General features: G+C 59.5%; 11 protein-coding genes and 11 pseudogenes. 14 read left to right on the top strand and 8 right to left on the bottom strand.

The window, feature by feature from the left end; all coding sequences use genetic code 11:
* The 3 genes and pseudogenes from D3227_RS37920 to scpB form a co-directional block, all read left to right on the top strand.
* Positions 1-272: pseudogene (locus D3227_RS37920) on the top strand (hypothetical protein); the annotation flags it as partial.
* A gap of 130 nt (positions 273-402) precedes the next feature.
* Positions 403-810: pseudogene (locus D3227_RS37915) on the top strand (DUF1403 family protein); the annotation flags it as partial.
* A gap of 2 nt (positions 811-812) precedes the next feature.
* Positions 813-1,481 (top strand): SMC-Scp complex subunit ScpB, encoded by a 669-nt coding sequence (gene scpB / locus D3227_RS37910; protein WP_120019176.1) that lies wholly within the window; start codon positions 813-815, stop codon positions 1,479-1,481.
* Between the two features lie 52 nt (positions 1,482-1,533).
* On the opposite strand, the gene D3227_RS37905 is transcribed toward scpB, so the two are convergent.
* Positions 1,534-2,064, bottom strand: a complete 531-nt coding sequence (locus tag D3227_RS37905; RefSeq protein ID WP_120019175.1) for an RES family NAD+ phosphorylase — start codon at positions 2,062-2,064, stop codon at positions 1,534-1,536.
* Positions 2,061-2,467 (bottom strand): annotated as a pseudogene (locus D3227_RS37900) (hypothetical protein). The gene D3227_RS37905 and the pseudogene D3227_RS37900 overlap by 4 nt, the downstream one beginning before the upstream one ends.
* A 64-nt stretch (positions 2,468-2,531) precedes the next feature.
* Here D3227_RS37900 and D3227_RS42400 point away from each other — a divergent pair.
* Complete coding sequence (locus tag D3227_RS42400; protein ID WP_208646574.1) at positions 2,532-2,888, top strand: hypothetical protein; 357 nt, start codon at positions 2,532-2,534, stop codon at positions 2,886-2,888.
* A 252-nt stretch (positions 2,889-3,140) separates the two neighbouring features.
* Here the strand turns inward: D3227_RS42400 and D3227_RS37890 are convergent, their stop codons facing one another.
* The 4 genes and pseudogenes from D3227_RS37890 to D3227_RS44605 all read right to left on the bottom strand — a co-directional run.
* Positions 3,141-3,851, bottom strand: coding sequence for a tyrosine-type recombinase/integrase (locus D3227_RS37890; protein ID WP_208646572.1), 711 nt, complete (start codon positions 3,849-3,851; stop codon positions 3,141-3,143).
* Positions 3,848-3,982, bottom strand: coding sequence for a hypothetical protein (locus tag D3227_RS43970; RefSeq protein ID WP_281035048.1), 135 nt, complete (start codon positions 3,980-3,982; stop codon positions 3,848-3,850). Before D3227_RS43970 ends, D3227_RS37890 begins: the two co-directional genes overlap by 4 nt.
* A 106-nt stretch (positions 3,983-4,088) precedes the next feature.
* Positions 4,089-4,370: pseudogene (locus D3227_RS43425) on the bottom strand (tyrosine-type recombinase/integrase); the annotation flags it as partial.
* A 154-nt stretch (positions 4,371-4,524) separates the two neighbouring features.
* A pseudogene (locus D3227_RS44605) lies at positions 4,525-4,656 on the bottom strand (IS110 family transposase); the annotation flags it as partial.
* A 218-nt stretch (positions 4,657-4,874) separates the two neighbouring features.
* On the opposite strand from D3227_RS44605, the pseudogene D3227_RS43420 reads away from it, so the two are divergent.
* From D3227_RS43420 to D3227_RS37860, 4 genes and pseudogenes are all read left to right on the top strand, one after another.
* A pseudogene (locus D3227_RS43420) lies at positions 4,875-5,557 on the top strand (IS5 family transposase); the annotation flags it as partial.
* An 81-nt stretch (positions 5,558-5,638) separates the two neighbouring features.
* A complete protein-coding gene (locus D3227_RS37870) occupies positions 5,639-6,733 on the top strand; it encodes an IS4 family transposase (RefSeq protein WP_120019174.1) in 1,095 nt (364 codons plus the stop codon).
* 479 nt (positions 6,734-7,212) lie between these two features.
* The gene (locus D3227_RS37865; protein WP_120019173.1) at positions 7,213-8,328 is read left to right on the top strand and encodes a saccharopine dehydrogenase family protein; all 1,116 of its coding nucleotides are present in this window, start codon (positions 7,213-7,215) and stop codon (positions 8,326-8,328) included.
* A gap of 589 nt (positions 8,329-8,917) precedes the next feature.
* The gene (locus tag D3227_RS37860) at positions 8,918-9,589 is read left to right on the top strand and encodes a methyltransferase (protein ID WP_120019172.1); all 672 of its coding nucleotides are present in this window, start codon (positions 8,918-8,920) and stop codon (positions 9,587-9,589) included.
* A gap of 155 nt (positions 9,590-9,744) precedes the next feature.
* Here D3227_RS37860 and D3227_RS43415 read toward each other — a convergent pair.
* Positions 9,745-10,237, bottom strand: a pseudogene (locus D3227_RS43415) (IS110 family transposase); the annotation flags it as partial.
* 204 nt (positions 10,238-10,441) lie between these two features.
* On the opposite strand from D3227_RS43415, the pseudogene D3227_RS37855 reads away from it, so the two are divergent.
* The 4 genes and pseudogenes from D3227_RS37855 to D3227_RS44600 all read left to right on the top strand — a co-directional run.
* Positions 10,442-11,467 (top strand): annotated as a pseudogene (locus D3227_RS37855) (IS110 family RNA-guided transposase).
* A gap of 223 nt (positions 11,468-11,690) precedes the next feature.
* Positions 11,691-12,652: pseudogene (locus D3227_RS37850) on the top strand (IS5 family transposase); the annotation flags it as partial.
* Between the two features lie 899 nt (positions 12,653-13,551).
* A complete protein-coding gene (locus D3227_RS37840; RefSeq protein ID WP_120019170.1) occupies positions 13,552-14,559 on the top strand; it encodes a D-alanine--D-alanine ligase family protein in 1,008 nt (335 codons plus the stop codon).
* Positions 14,560-14,968: 409 nt separating this feature from the next.
* Positions 14,969-15,108 (top strand): annotated as a pseudogene (locus D3227_RS44600) (IS5/IS1182 family transposase); the annotation flags it as partial.
* A 3-nt stretch (positions 15,109-15,111) separates the two neighbouring features.
* Here the strand turns inward: D3227_RS44600 and D3227_RS37835 are convergent.
* Positions 15,112-15,438, bottom strand: a complete 327-nt coding sequence (locus D3227_RS37835) for a hypothetical protein (protein WP_120019169.1) — start codon at positions 15,436-15,438, stop codon at positions 15,112-15,114.
* Positions 15,439-15,511: 73 nt separating this feature from the next.
* Between D3227_RS37835 and D3227_RS44195 the strand changes: the two genes are divergently transcribed.
* On the top strand, positions 15,512-15,955 hold the full coding sequence (locus tag D3227_RS44195) for a tyrosine-type recombinase/integrase (protein ID WP_342634046.1): 444 nt from the start codon (positions 15,512-15,514) through the stop codon (positions 15,953-15,955).
* Positions 15,956-16,085: 130 nt separating this feature from the next.
* A pseudogene (locus tag D3227_RS37825) lies at positions 16,086-16,287 on the top strand (IS66 family transposase); the annotation flags it as partial.

Genomic DNA, 16,287 nt, shown 5'->3' with positions numbered 1-16,287 from the left:
GCGCGATCGTCAACTATGGCAAGCGATACCGAGCTGGGCTTCGTGTCGCCACCAGCCTCGCCGAGTCAGCAGTGAATTCGCTTGTCGGCAAACGCATGGTCAAGAAGCAGCAGATGCGCTGGTCTCTCCACGGTGCGCACATGCTCATGCAGGTCAGGACGGCGGAGATCAATGGTGAGCTTCGCGATCGGCTGCGGGCACCGTTCCGACAGCCAGAACCGAACGTGCCTCCATTATTCAAGCCCAAACCGCCCCTTCTGCGCGCCGCCTAACCCCAGAGAAGTTACCGGTCTCCCCCGCAGCCACTGCAGCTGAACTGAGACTCAAGCGCATCGATTCTCATCATTAAGCGCAATTTTCTGGAGAAGCTGCCGCAATCTCACATTTAACTGCAGTACGACACTGGCGCAAAGCCTGCGCTGGCCGCGACCGCTGCCGCTCCTGATGGCGCAAGCCTTTGGCCCGTCCTTCCGCGCCGAGGCCGTCGGCGGCAAGCGCATCCGACCCGGCGAAAAAAGTTTCGAGCGCGCGGTCTGCGTGGCGCTGGCGCAGGCGGCGGCGGACGCCTGCCGGCTGGCCGCCGAGCTGTCGCGCCGCGCCGAGAAACTTGTGGCAGTGGCGCCGAAACTGCGCGCCAAAGGCGCCGGCGACGTGATTTTTTTGCTCCTGAATGAAGATACCGTTTCGGGATCGGTGACGACGAAAAACCTGTCGCGTTTTGCCGCGCGGCGGCTGTTCGAACGGCTGCAGCAACTGGAGGCCGTGCGCGAGCTCTCCGGCCGTCCCAGCTTCCGGCTGTTTGGACTCTAGCGATGAGCGAAGCCTCTGCCCGCCACAAGCCGAACGATCAGCCGGCGCTGCTCGACACCGAGCTCGATCACCTGCCGCCAGAACTGCGCTGGCGTGAGTGGATGGGCCGGGTGGAGGCGGTGATCTTTGCGGCAAGCGAACCGGTGACACGTAGTGTCCTCGCGCGGGTGGTGGGAAGAAACTGCAATCTCGAGCTAATCATCGACGACATCCGTGCCGAACTCGCAGGCCGCCCCTACGAGCTGGTGGCGGTCGCGGGCGGCTGGCAGCACCGGACCAAGAAAGCCTTTGGCGACGTTATCCGCAGTGCATTCGGCTCAGCCGGGCAGGAGGCGAAAGAATTATCGCAGGCGGAGGCGCTTGTCCTGATGTGCATCGCCTATTTCCAGCCGATCACGCGCGGCGAGCTGTCTTCCTTCTTCGGCAAGGAGGTGTCGCGCGATCTGATCGGCGTGCTACGGGGACAGGAGCTGATCGCCTCGGGGCCGCGCAGCCCGCAGCCGGGGGCGCCCTACACCTATGTGACGACGAAGACTTTTCTGTCGCAGTTCGGGCTCGACACGCTGCGCCAGCTGCCGGATTTCGAGGCGCTCGAAGATGCTGGGCTGCTGTCGAAGGAAAAGCTGCTGGCCGGCGGTATTCCAGCCGGTTTGGCTAACAGGGAGGGCTAGGACGATGTCGTTGAGGACCAGGTGTCGTGAGCGCGCGTTGTCGCGTTATGACTCAGGACCAGGACGACTGGTCGTGCGGGAGCCGGTGATCGGGATCGTGAACCGCGACATGATCGCCGACGACAAGATTGGCCGGAAAGACCACTAGATTGGTACCGCCGGCGTGACGAAGCGACGGGAACAGGATGCCGCGAAGCCCGGCCGTGATGACCAAGTCCGCGAGCTTCCGCGAGGGCGGGATTTTCTTGTCGATGCGAGCGATCTGGCGCCAGGCACAATCCCACTCCTTCCACGAGCCATCCCAAGTATCCGGGTCGAACCCCTGCGAAAGGTCGGCCACCTGGCCGAGCGTGATCTTGTAGGCGGCAAGCGTTGCCGGCGGGACGATGCTGGCGCCCTGCTTGTATTCGTCAAGAGCCGTCTGGGTCGAACGGGACAGATACAGATAGAGTGCTTCGACGCCTAGCCGGTTGAAACGACCGCCGTCGATCGCCGCGCCTGCACCGCTGGTGGGCAGGAAGGCCCATTTGGGTGTCAGATAGCGATGGAAGATCTCGTCCGGCCCGACGCGGGTGACTTTCACCCGCGAGCCCCGTTCTCGAGATCCCGGATGAAGGCCAGGACTGCTTCGACCTGGCCGTCCGCGACGAGTTCGGCCGCCGTGCGATGGCCATAGTCGGCGATCGGCTCATTGCGATACCAGTAGATTGCCTTGTCGACGTCGCCGGTGAGCTCCGTCGCGGCCGAGATCACCTTCACCATTTCGCGCAGCCGGCCCTGCAGGCGCTCAGATGAGGGATTGCGCAGCGTGTTCCGATGGACGCCGGCAATTGCGCCAGATTGGCCACCTTCACGCCAAGCGCCTGCGACAGGCGTTTCGGCGAGATATAAGGCGTGCGCGGCTCCTGAAGGCTATCGACAAAGCCCCAATGGCGCCGTAGGGACGGCGAAGGCCGGAGATAACGTGACGCTGGCGGCTTCCACAGGCCTGCAGCGCCTCACTCGGAGCTGGGTCCGAGTCGCTCACCTGTGCGGAGTGCAATAGACCCCTTGGGATTCCAAAAGGACGGCGCCACCCTTCAATTCCGTAAGGGCGCCGACCCAGGCGTCGGAATAGGTGCGACTGGCGTCCACCGCCGTCAGCCAGATGACCCGATTGTCGGCAAGTTCAACCTTGACCTCGCTCTGGAGAGGACTTGCCTGCACCGTTTGCTGATAATGCCGCTTGATGCGGACATCGCCGCTCGCAAACTCGACATTGTTGTTGTCGTAATTGACCAGAAATCGAGCATCCCCTTTGGCGACCTTGAGGAGCCGTCGCGTTCACACACAACTTTGGCTGCCGTCTCGCAATCCCATCGCAGTCCGGCAGGCCACATCGCATTGCTGCCTCCGTTCTTGGACTGATCGCCTTGAGCGGCGGTGCCTATGCTCGCAGCCGTCGCAACGGCCACCAATATCGTCCTAACCATCCGCGCCGCACGCCTTGCTGTTGGGCACCATCAAGATCAGGTCGCGCTAGCGCATCATGCCTACGGAGGCGAGAGCGCTGTAATGCGCCAACGTTGCGGCTGCCGCATCAAGGGCGGCGTCGCATCCATCTCGCGCCGAGATCGCGGAAAGCTCCCCTGAAAATGCTTGTCCTGTCCGGTTGATCGCTCATAAATTGACACTACACTTTGGGTGCGGGTATGACAATCGCCGGGGAGGCGATTGAGAGAAAAAGCGGTTCATCGAAGGTCCCTCGCTATGATCATATCTGCCGCTATCGCAAAAGGTGGCACCGGCAAATCGACCCTGCTGCGCGCGCTCGCATCGGTCACTCTCGAGCGCGGCTATGCTCATCGACGACATGTCGATATCGTCGATCTTCAGACCCGTCAGTTCGGAGACGCGCAATCCTGCACACACGGCCATATGCAGCATGGCTCGGTCGCGGATGCCGTCGCGCGTTGTCGGGTCCGGGGCATCGAGCAGCGCTTGCAGCTCTTCGCGCAGTAGATAGGGAACGAGACGCGTGTCCGTCTTCTTGAACGGAATCGACAGCACGCGGCGGACTTGATCGAGGGCTGCCGGTTGCCGGTATTCGAGGAAGCGGAAGAACGACTTGATGGCCGCCAAACGAACGTTTCGCGTCACGGCGGCGTTCTTGCGCTTATCCTCGAGATGCTCGAGGAAGGCGCTGACCAAACCGGAGTCGATCTGCTCCAACATCAGCTTGGATGGTTTACTCTTGAGCCTCGCAGCGGCGAACTCGAACAGGAGTTGGAAGCTCTGGGCATAGGAATCGCACGTGTGTCGGCTGGCGCCCCGCTGATGGACGAGTGTTTCGCCCAGGAACGCTTCGATGAGGGGAGCGATCGGTGTCATGCTCGCCTCCCATCTGACATGAACGCTTCTCCGGCCACGGCGATGTCGCGCACGAGGTCGGCGGTTGCCTCCAGGTACCAGTAGGTGGCGTAGATGTTGACGTGACCCATGTACGTCGCGAGCGCGACCATATGCGCACCGCACCGGTTTTCGGCCCGTCGGACTGCCTTGTAGCGCCCGCACCGCGAACGTGTGCCGCAGATCATGCAGCCGAGGGCGCCGCGCCGACGTTGGCCGGATGCCAACTTTGCCGACCAGCCTGTCGAAAGTCTCTTTGACTGCGATGTAGCGCAGTGGCCGGCCATGCGTATCGGCGAACACGGGGTCATCTCCCGAGCCAGGTCCGCGGCACTTCAGGTAGCGTTGCAAGCCTGCCGACGTCGTATCGTGCAACGGCACCAGACGGGTCTTGCGGAACTTGGTCTCTCGGATCAGCAGACCGTCGCTCGTTATGTCCGCGAACGTCAGCTTTAGTGCTTCGGAGATGCGCAGCCCCGTGGCCGCGAGCAGGGCGATCAAGGTCGCAAACGTCAGCGAGCGCAGGCCTCCTTGAGGTCGAAGCCGGCCGGCGGCTTCGATCAGGCGACCGATTTCCGTGCCCGAGTAGATGTGCGGCGGTCGACGCCTTTTGCGGGCGCCGAAGTGATTGGCCGGGGGCAACTCGTGCCGGACATCTTCGACGCGGATAGGCCTTCACGTAAGACGGTGGAATGAGGCGAACCTCGTGTCCCATTGCGGCGAGGATGCGAGCCCAGTAATGCGCCGTTCCGCATGCCTCCACCCCGATAAGACAGGGCGAAAGCTTGGAGAATAAAGGCAACATCTGTTTGCGGTGCAGACGCTTCACCAAAATTTTGTCGCACCAGTCTCATCAATCCCGTGCGCTTGAAACACGCTCTTTGCCAAATCCAGCCCAATCGTCGTGGTCTTCATCGTAGTGGCTCCTCTTCCTGCTTGGATGTCCGGTCAGCAGCATAGCGGCTGCCGGTCGGTGCAGGGGCGTCCACATCATCAAGCTGTGGGATGGAACGATTCGTGCTGACGGACGCCCAATGGGCGAAGATGGAACCGCATTGTCTGGGTAAACCAGCCGATCCCGGGCGAAGTGGTGGTGACAATCGCCGGTTCATCGAAGCGTTGCTTTGGATTGTGCGGACAGGAAGTCCGTGGCGCGACCTTCCAGCCTTCTTCGGGAACTGGAACACGGTTTTCAAACGATACCGCGATTGGGTCAAAGCGGATGTTTTCATTAGGCTTTTCGAAGCCTGCTCGGATGAGCCGGACATGGAATACGCCATGGTTGATGCCACCATCGTCAAGGTCCACCGCCATGGACAGGGCGCAAAAGGGGGACTCAAAGCCAGGCCATCGGCCGCTCCAAAGGCGGCATGACAACCAAAATCCTGGCACTCACCGATGCACTTGGCAATCTTGTGCGCTTTGTTCTTTTGCCCGGCCAGCGGTTCGATACGGTGGGTGTCGCACCGCTCATCGATGGTGTCTGTTTCGGCGGCTTAATCGCCGACAAGGCCTTCGACAGCAACACCATCATTGCCGACCTCAATGAGCGTGGCGCCAAGATCGTTATTTCACAGCACTCACGTCGGACTTTTCCTCTGCCGCTCGACAAGGAACTCTACAAATGGCGCCACCTGATCGAGAATTTCTCCTGCAAACTCAAGGAATTAAAGCGTATCGCCATGCGAGCTGCACGGTACACGACAGTCAGGGTGAGAACGGGATGATGTGTTTGGATTGAAGATTCCTCAGCAAAAGGATCTTCGCCCATGACACTTTATCATTCCGCTCTCGTCGAGACGTTAGGTCGGCACTTTGCGCTGAGCAAGAGCCGGCTTGTGACGCTTGTGACGCTGATCGCCGGGCTTGCGCAGTCTCGCAGCGTCAACCTTTCGCATCTGGCCGTGCATCTGTGCGGCCCTGCGCGCCATGCCTCGAAGTATCGGCGGCTACAGCGTTTCTTCCAGTTCGTCCGGCTCGACCAGGCCGTGGCGGCGCGGCTGGTGGTGCACATGCTCAACCTGGAGCGGCCCAAATATCTGGCGCTCGACCGCACCAACTGGAAGCTCGGCTCGCGCGACATCAACATCCTGATGCTGGCCATCGTCACCAGGCGCTTCCGCGTGCCGCTGCTGTTTGCCTTGCTACCGCATCAGGGCAACTCCGACACCGGTCACCGCATCGCGCTGATGCGCCGCTATCTCAGCCTGTTTCCCGTCACCTCCATCCGCTGCCTGCTCGCCGACCGCGAGTTCATCGGCGCCGAATGGATGGATTTCCTCAACGAAAACAAGATCCCCTTTGCCATCCGCGTGAAGATCGACATGACCGTCACCCTCGAGGACGGTCATGCATGGTCGCTCGCCACGCTCTTGCGGCGCAGGCGGGCCCGATGCGCAACTCTCGTCGGGCACATCAACGGCACGGCAGGCGCCACGCGCGAACCTGTTCGTCTTGCCGCCAAACGCCTTGGCAATGGCGAATGGCTGATCGTGGCCACCAATCGCTCCGACCCCAAGCAGGCGCTCAGCGACTATCGAAAGAGATGGGGGATCGAATGCCTGTTCGGTGACGCCAAGACCCGGGGCCTCAATCTCGAGGACACCCACATCACCAATCCTGAGAAGCTCGCAAGCCTCATCATCATCGTCATGCTCGCCATCACATGGGCCTATCGATGCGCCACCCAGACCATGGGCATGAAGGCCATACCGCGCAAAAGCCACGGCAGACGGGAGAAGTCGTGGTTCCGTATCGGTCTCGACGCGCTGAGGAACTGGATACTCAACAGCCCAAAAGCAGCAGCCCATGCATGGCTCGAAAAAGCACCCCGAAGATCGATTACGATCTCAAAACACGCCTGAGTCGTGTACCGTGTGCGAGCTGATGCGAGCTGATGCGAGCTGACAAAACCGACCAGAGCTTCGCAGCCTTCATCAATCTTGCTGCTGCCGTCATAAACTCACGATGAATCTCAACAAGCCTTAAAGCGCTCTTAGCTAACTCGTGTTTTGCGGCTCTGCTTCCGCCCAGGATATGTATTGCTGGTCGACTTTTCATCATCATGTTGACACCGGATCCCAATCAGGCATTTATCCGCCCCGCTCATGGGCTAGTTAAGTTAACTAAGCATTGCCGTGGCACAGCGCGCTCTCGCAGAGTCATAGTCGGAGGCGAAACTATTGCTTAGGATTCTGGCGACTTGATTTGCTCCTGGCAGATTAATCCGAAATCTGTGTCCTTGGATTGACGGCTCGAATTTAATGGAAGTTTTACAAAGAAGCGCCGTGCGTTCTGATAAGCGTAACGCGCTCGGACGGTCCGATGGTCGCTGGAGGGAATCGTGAAGAACATCGTTGTGATCGGATCAGGCAAAATCGGATCCACAATCGCGCGATTGCTGGTTGATACCGGGGATTATAACGTCGCGGTTGTGGACCGAAGCGCCGAGCAACTGGCCTACATCGAGGACGGCCCGGCACTTTCGACCGTAAAGCTCGAAATCGATGATGATGCGTCGCTTGTGGCCCTCCTGTCCGGCAAGTTTGCGGTACTGAGCGCGGCGCCCTTTCAGCTCACCGTGGGCATCGCCACTGCAGCGGCCAAGGCTGGCGTACACTATCTCGACCTCACGGAGGACGTTGAATCCACTCGGCAGGTGAAACGGATCGCCAAGACAGCCAAGACCGCATTCATTCCGCAATGCGGGCTGGCACCCGGTTTCATCTCCATCGTCGCGAGCGATCTAGCGGGCAAGTTCGATAGCCTGGATAGCGTGCGCCTGCGTGTCGGGGCACTCCCGCAGTTTCCGAGCAATGCCTTGAACTACAACCTGACCTGGAGCACCGACGGGGTCATTAACGAGTACATCCAGCCCTGCGAGGCTGTCGTAAATGGCGAACTCGTTGAAGTGCCAGCACTGGAGGAGCGCGAAGAATTTTCGCTCGACGGCGTCACCTATGAGGCCTTCAACACCTCCGGCGGCCTTGGCACGCTTTGCGAAACGTTGAAGGGCAAGGTCAACACGCTCAACTACCGCACCATTCGCTATCCCGGTCATGCCGCTATCATGAAGGCGCTTTTGCACGACTTGGGGCTACGACACCGCCGCGATGTGTTCAAGGACATACTCGAACACGCCCTTCCGACCACGCTACAGGACGTTGTGATTGTGTTTGTGACCGTTTCGGGACGCAGAAACGGGCGCTTGATCCAGGAAACCTACGCTAACAAGATCTACAGCGCGGAGATTGACGGGCGCATCACGAGCGCGATCCAGATCACGACCGCGTCCAGTATCTGCGCGGTCCTCGATCTGCTTGCCGCCGGCAAGATCCCGCGCCAGGGCTTCATTCGCCAGGAAGACATTGCATTGGACGCCTTTCTGCACAACCGCTTCGCGACATACTACCGGTTAGAAGATGCGGCACACTCTTGTGGGCCAATGGTTTCAACCTGAGCGAGAAGTCGCTTCTATCAATCCTGCGGAGCTACTAACAAGCAGCCGTTTCCGTGACCGCAAGAGTTTGGAATCATATCACCGGGGAACGTCCTCCGCCCACTCTTGCCTTCGTTGTGTACATTGGCTAGCCCCGGGGCCTCTATTTCGACTGCAGGTTACGAAGGTCGCCAGCCTTTACTCCGGATCCTCTTGTGGTCGCCGGGCCCGCAACCGCTGCCGGTCAGCTTGAAGCAAATGCTGTTACCTGCCCCTGCTCGTCCATCGGCTACCTCGGGACAGTCGACTTCCTACAAGGCTGGTCCAAGCCTACCCCGAGGACGCCTCCCCCGTCTCGTGACTTTCAAATCGCCGATTCTCAGCTTCCGTGGTTCGGATGAACCGTACCCGTCCTGCAGTAAAAGTTTGTTGAACAATGTTAAATCTATCATCGCAATCAGCAATCTTTGGTTCAAATAGTATTGCAAAAAATATACGCCACTGATATTGACCTCCATGCTGACTATGGATATTGTCGCGTTATCGCTATTTACCAGTTCTTCTGCAAGTCCAACAGGCAGAGCACCCCCTTTGCTGAGAGAGCATTATTATGACGCAGCTTGATCACATTAGAACCAGACTGCGGCTGAGCCAGAAGTGCACTTTTCCGGTGTACTTGAGGGAATTTGGCCTGGACCTGACCTTAAGCGAAGGGGTGTTCTCGCCTCTCGAGTTTCAGAATTGGCGATGGCTTACTGAGAATTTTCCCCCTGTCGAGGGGAAGAGCATCCTGGAGATTGGCTGCGGGTTCGGTTTGCCGGGACTGTACCTGGCGAAGCACGGCGCATTATCGCTGCTTGCGTGCGACATTAATCCGATAGCGGTGACGAACACGTTAGAAAATGCTGCTCGAAACGGGATTCAAAACGTGGAGGTAATACATAGCGACATTTTTAGTAACGTTCCCAGAGACCGGCGATTCGACCTAATATTTTGGAATTATCCATCCATTTTCGCGGATGCCGATTATGAGTGTAAAGACAATCTCGAGGTCGGAGCAATCGATCCAGGGTACAGGCTACTTAGGCGCTTTCTATTGGAGGGTCCCGAATTCCTCACGCGGACTGGACGAATTCTCCTAGGCTTCTCTAGCGGTGCGCGGGACGATCTTCTCACGGAAATTGCCGAGGCAAATAATCTCGCCTGCGTACTTCTCGCTTCGGGCACCCTTCCCCAAGCGAGCCAAGTTTGTCGACTGTTTTCCATCCATAAATCAGCTTGACGGGTTTGCACAAGATCAGTCTGAAAAGACGGCGATGGACGCCTCGATCGCCATGGCGGTGATCGGTCCCATTCCAGGCGAGAGGTGAGCACGTCGATCTGCTCAAGATAAAGCCGCGCGGTTTCCACGACGACGACCTCAAGCCCGACATTGTCGTCTTCGATGATCCCTGTCAGCGCGGCCAAGTTCGCAATGCCCTGCGGCGCAATGACCCCATGCTCCGCGAAGTGGGCCCGAAGGGCATTAATGAGCTGCGTTCTCTGACGCACGAACAGATCGCGCGTCCGAAAGATCATGGAGCATGCCTGCTGTTTCTCTGTCTTCGGCACAACGAACCGCATTGAGGGCCGCATGGCTGCCTCGACAATGGCTTCGGCGTCTCATTCATCTGCCGTTTGACGAACGCTTTACATAAGCCGGCGGTAGCAAGCGAACTTCATGGCCGAGCTTGCCGATCTCGCGAGCCCAGTGATGCGCTGTCGCACATGCTTCCATTGCAACGATGCACCTGGGCAGCTCTGTAAAGAAGGCCACGACTTGGCCGCGTGACAATTTCCGGCGGAATACGACACCGCCATCGGTACCGGCTCCGTGAACTTGAAAGACCCGCTTTGCAAGGTCCAGGCCGACAATGCTAACTTCCTTCATGGATGCTCTCTCCTCTGAGTGACGTTGTTGCAAACATCACTTTGGCACATCACGATGCCGTCGGGAGGGGGCATCCACATGGGGTAATCGCCGGAGCGGCGGCCCTGAGAACCAAATCATGTTCCTGAAGGGTGGCTGTTCCCCGATAATATGAAATACGGGCTCACGACTGGACGCCAGGCCCAGCATCAACGGAGAACAGCCATGACAGAATATATCGGTCTCGACGTGTCGATGAAAGAGACGGCAGTATCGATCCGCCGTGGAGGCGAACGGATCTGGCGCGGAAAGTGCGCATCTGATCCCAACATCATTGCCGAGCTTGTCCGCAAGCGGGCGCCGGCCGCAAAGCGCGTCGTGTTCGAAACCAGCCCGCTGTCGGTGTAGTTCTATCATGCGCTGCGCGCCGAGGGATTGCCAGCCATCTGCATCGATGCGCGCCATGCCAAAGCCGCTCTCGATATGGCGGCGAACAAGACGGATGCGAATGACGCCGATGGTTTGGCGCATCTTGCTGAAGCAGGGTTCTTTCGCGAGGTGCGCGTGAAAGGCTTCGACAGTATGTTGACCCGCACGCTCGTGGCAGCACGCACCCGACTGGTCAGGATCACCGTCGAGCTTTCCAACCAGATCCGCGGGATCATGAAAACGTTCGGCCTCGTCGTCCCAGCAGGCAAGGGAACCACATTCGAAAAGAATGTCCGGAGTCTTCTCATCGATCAGAACGAGCTTGTTCCTATCGTGATACCAATGTTGGAGGCCTGGCGCAGCATTCGCATTCGCGCGGCCGAGCTCGGGCGCCAACTGGTTGCGGATGCTCGTCAAAGCCAAGCCTGCCGCACCCTCATGTCGATCCCCGGCATCGGCGTGATCACCGCGACCTCTTTCGTCAGCGCCATTGAGGATCCAAACAACTTCAAGAAGTCCCGCTCTGTCGCCGCTTGGATCGGCCTGACAACCCGCCGCTACCAATCGGGAGAAGTCGATTATGACGGCCATATATCCCGACGCGGTGATCGACATCTGCGGGGACTTCCCTACGAAGCTGCGGCGGTCATCCTGACACGCTGTTCGACCGAGAGCAGCCTACGTACATGGGGTCTTAAGCTCCGGGAGAGGATCGGCTTCAAACGAGCCGCCGTGGCCGTGGCGCGCAAATTGGCGGTGATCATGCACACGATGCTCAAGACTGGCGAGCTCTTCAATCCGAGCGCAGGAGCCATAGCGTAAATCCAGATAGCGTTCAGAATCCGAGCGCCTGAGGCGTCCCTGCCGGGACGTGAGCCGAGCCATTCCGCTGATGGGGTTGCACCGCTGTGTCAGCAAAGTGCGTCGTCCACATTGAAGGCTCGTCCCGCGAAGCTCCATCATGCGGCGACCGATGTCGACCGCGAAGACAACCATGCACCCGGCAGCTCCATATCAACGCGATAGATGCTTGACGCTCAAGCAGCTCTCAGTGGCAATCAACAGCGGGGCGATGAAGCCGGCCGATACGCGCCGGGTGATCGTGGACACGACCGTGCAACCGAAGAACGTGATGTTCCCGACCGACGCCAAGCTCATTCATCGGGCACGCGAGCGGCTGGTGCGACTGGCCAAACAGATGGGGGCTGGACTTGCGCCATAGCTATGTGCGGGTCGGCAACCTGGCGCTGATTGGCGCTGATCAAGCACCAGCGCTATGCGCACGCCAAGCAGTTCAAGCGGACCAACAGGGCACTGCGCAAGCTCAAGACCTATCTCGGCCGCACCATTCGCGACATCGCTCGCCATATCGCCGGCGACGCGGAGTTGGACGCGATCTGCAAATGGCCGCTCTACCAGGCTTCGACGATGCTGGAGTAACGGCCACGCCAGCGCGGCCGCAGGATAGGGAGCCTGCGTGCGCCGGAAGTCGAATGCATCGGGAAGGGCAAGGCGCATGCCCTTACGAGTTCGGCGTCAGGGTCTCGCTCGCCACCACGCTCGAACGCTCGAAGGGCGGCCAGTTCGCCCTGCACGCAAAAGCGCTGCCGGGCAATCCGTATGACGGCCACACGCTGGCAGCGATCATCCCGGATATGGAAAAGACTATGGCAACGACATCGGCCGCATTCTCCCCGATGCCGGATATCGGGGCCACAACGCACCTGAGAACCACAAGCTCAGGGTCTTCACCGACGGCCAGAAGCGCCGCGTCAGCCAGCCATCCAGCGCCAAATGCGCCGCCGCTCCGCGATCGAGCCCGTGATCGGCCACATCAAGGCCGAGCACCGGATGGACCGCAACTACCTCGCCGGCCAGCAAGGCGACGCCGTCAACGCCATTCTGGCCCCCGGCGGTTACAACTTCTCGCTCCTGCTCAACTGGTTCAGGCAGCTTTTGTGGTTGCTCCTCGCCGCGCTCCAAAGCCAGCCGAAATCGCTCGCCTAACGGGCGACTCGTTAGCGTCGTCGAGATTGCTGAATCTGCTGGTACAAGGACGCCCCTCTCCTGCTCGGCGCCTTGCCAGCCTATCGTCTGATCGGCGATCGCGGCTACGGCAGCGCCGGTTCCACCATGGTGCCCAGTTGCGAAGCGAAAATAGTGGCCCGGGCGTAGGGCGATCACCGCCAAGCCCGAACTTCGGCTGACCGGGCCGAATCGAAATCGAGAACCCGCTCAAATCCGACAGGACGCATGGAAGCGCGGACGCTACGAAGTGTGAAGCGATCCCGAGATAGTTTCATCAAGGGCCCATTTCAACGATATGTTGCCGTGTTCAGCTGTGTATGATTGAGAGCATTCCGTGGTCGATAATCTACACACATTGACGCGCAAGCTTTCCACCATTCACGCTAAACACCTGGTTTTCCTCGTCTTGCCCGTCCAACCATCTTAGATGGCACACTCATTGCGTGAGACACCATGAAAGAGTTGATAACAGCCCTCGCAGGCTACAGTCTCGAACCGATGCACTAGATATGAAACTTGCTCGAACAGCTCAGATCAATGCCAAAGGCTGCAGCATGAGTACCATTATGCCTATAGACGGCGGGTGGTTCCCATCACATCTGCCGAAAGCCAGCGAGGCCGGTCACATCCCGATGGGTTCAGTTTCGCGGGCGCGGCCGTAGATGGCCGGGAATTGGCGCGGCCGTTTTGTCCTCGACCATCCATGCGGCGTCGCTCAAGCTGGACCGCGAGCGGGCGGCCCATTCGCGGCGACACGTGCGTGATTGCGAGAATCGCGTCAACGTCTCGCACGCGGTGATCGGGTCGCTAAGGGCGGCAATTCCGACCGCCGAAACGGCTATGCCTGATTTTCAAAACGGACTCTAAGGAGACAACTCATGCGGGTAGCGGTAGTGTGGAACCATAATCGCACGGGGGTGATTAACCGATTCGGCCAGCCTTGTCCGGAGGGATACCCGACCGGCAAGATAGTCGAAAGCGTGGTGGCGGCATTGCAGGAGGTCGGCCATGAGACATTGCTCCTAGAAGGCGACAAATACCTGCTCGCTGCTCTCGAGCAGTGGCTGCCACCGGATCCGCGAACTCGCCCCTCGGGGATGGTCTTCAATTACACGGAGGGGATTCAGGGTGAGCACCGATACACCCACGTTCCAGCCATGCTTGAGATGGCTGGCGTTCCATACACGGGATCAAGCCCGCTCGGGCACGGGGTGATGCAAGACAAAGTCATCACCAAGAGACTCATCCGTGATAGCGGTGTGCCAACGCCGAACTTTCGTGTTATGCGTCGCGGCACCGAAAGTACAGACGATTTGCGATTCCCACTGATAGTAAAGCCGCGTCTCGAAGACTCCAGCCTTGGATTGCAGCTAATACATGAGCCTGCCCAGTTGAGGCATGCCGTGGAAATGGTCGCCGCGCAGTATGTACAGGATGCCCTTGTAGAAGAGTACATTGAAGGGCGGGAAGTCGCCGTCGCTCTGCTTGGAAATGAAGAACTCGAGGTATTACCGCTGGTGGAGCTCGATTTCGGCGACCGCGAAACGCGTCTTTTCAGTTGGGACGAGAAGATCATGTCTGTCGCGGCGCCACCCCCGATTTGCCCCGCGCAAATCGATGACGGGCTCGCAACGGCGCTGCGGAATATTTCGGTCGCGACCTTCCGTGCCTGTCAGTGCCGGGACTTTGCCCGGATCGACCTTCGGATCAATCGCTCCGGGGAGCCTTTTGTTCTGGAGATCAACCCCATGCCGGGCCTCGGCACGGGTAGCTTCTTTGCCCTTGCAGCTGAGAACGCCGGAATCAGCTACTCTAATCTGATCAATCGCATTATAGATGTAGCTCATACGCGATATTTCGGGGTCGGTACCCGCCAAATGCTGTAGCAGTCAGCGCCTTGGGTCCACGGGGACTCTTTAAATCGAGAAAGATAAGACCGGAAGTCGTGCACTCGCTCGGCATGCCATTGGGCTGTCGATGCACTCCAGGCCACCGCTGCGCGTCGATGCTTCACTGCTAAACGAGATTCCTTTCGAAGTTCAACCTCCTCAATCCTGAAACAGCTTCTGAGCCGGCCAAGATCGGGGGGCAGAACCAGACGATGCCCGAATACAATCCCTACGCTGGCTACTATCCTTCCGGCAACCGAGAGCTCGATCGGCGCCAATCTCGACACGATCGTCGCCGATCCCGGCTATCGTGGCCACAACGGCCCGAAGGACAAGACCTTCAAGGTCCGTGTCGCCGGCTACAGGCGCGGCCTCACCAGACCGTCAAGCGGGCGGTGCGACGGGGGCCGCCATCGAGCCCGTCATCGGCCATCACAGGACCAATCACCGCATGGGCCGCAACTTCCTGGCTTCGAGCAAGGCGATGCCGTTAACGCCGTGCTCGCGGCCGTCGGCTACACTTTCAGCCTCCTGCTCAACTGGCTGGGCCTAATGACGCTCCGTGCCCGAAAGTTGTGGCCGCCATTCCTCAAAAATCGCTGCTGCCGCCTTCGTCGGCTGTTTGCTGGAACCCGCCTGTCCATTCGCGTTGCGAGCCTGCATGTGCGATCGAATAAACTTCTGGAGAAAATATTGCGCCTTGCGCTCGTTGCCGACGGCCGCCGTCACTTCCGCCGCCGCGCGAACACCGGCCTTTCCCAAGGCCTCGCGCAAGCAGGCTTCGATCTTGTCGAGCGCCTTGCTGCGCGAATTTGCACGCCCGGCAGCCAGAATCTTGGCAAGCGGCCCTGCTTGTTCCTCCGTCGGCGCCGCCATTCTTCGTCCTCCTCCTTGACGAAAGCGCGGAGTGCGAGGCCGAAAATAGCTATCGCACCACTTGCGTCGCTGGATGCTCCCGCTGGCGCCAGACAGCCGTGCCGCGCTGAGCGGTCCTCCTCTGCCTCCCGACGAAACAGGTGCCCTCGCGGCGCGGGGATTCGCTTCCGAGTGCCTTGCGCTCGCCGACGGCCCTTTCCCGCGTGCCTGGACGGAAGCCAGGAGGTGCGGGGTGACGCCACTCCCGTGGATGCTCATGCTTGAACGTCGACCGTCCGAGTGGACTTGGTTGCCCGTCCGCCGCTCCCTGAAGAGGGCGGGCATCGACGCTCCCACAACGGGAGCCCACCAGTTCCGGCACGGGCTTGCCTCAGAGATGCTGCGTGGCGGCGCCTCGCTGGGCGAGATCGGTGAAGTCCTGGGGCACCGTCATGTGCAGACAACGGCGATTTACGCCAAGGTCGACCTCAACGCGTTGCGAACATTGGCTTTGCCATGGCCGGGAGATGCCCAATGAGCACACTCCGACAGGCTGTTCAGGACTACCTCGAGATGCGGCGAGGGCTGGGTTTTAAGCTGCGAGAAACAGGAAAGGGGTAATTACTCACGCCCTTGTCAGGGGCAAGAATCCCTGAATCTATGTGGATATGGATCGCACTGATTTGCAGCGTCTGACGAAGGAAGAGTTGATCGATCTGGTGCTGCGGATACAGCGGCCAGAGAAGACATCGCGCACGTCGTCCAAGCCACCTTCGAGCGATCGCAAGGCGCGTCGGGACAGGGCAAAGCCTGGCGGCGCTAAGGCGGGTCATAAAGGTCACAGCCGCGCCATGAGTGAGGATGCCGATC

This window comes from Mesorhizobium waimense, assembly GCF_003601975.1.
GTDB classification, from domain to species: domain Bacteria; phylum Pseudomonadota; class Alphaproteobacteria; order Rhizobiales; family Rhizobiaceae; genus Mesorhizobium; species Mesorhizobium waimense.
The sequence above is the reverse complement of the archived record's forward strand: the minus strand, read 5'-3'. Positions and strand labels throughout refer to the sequence as shown.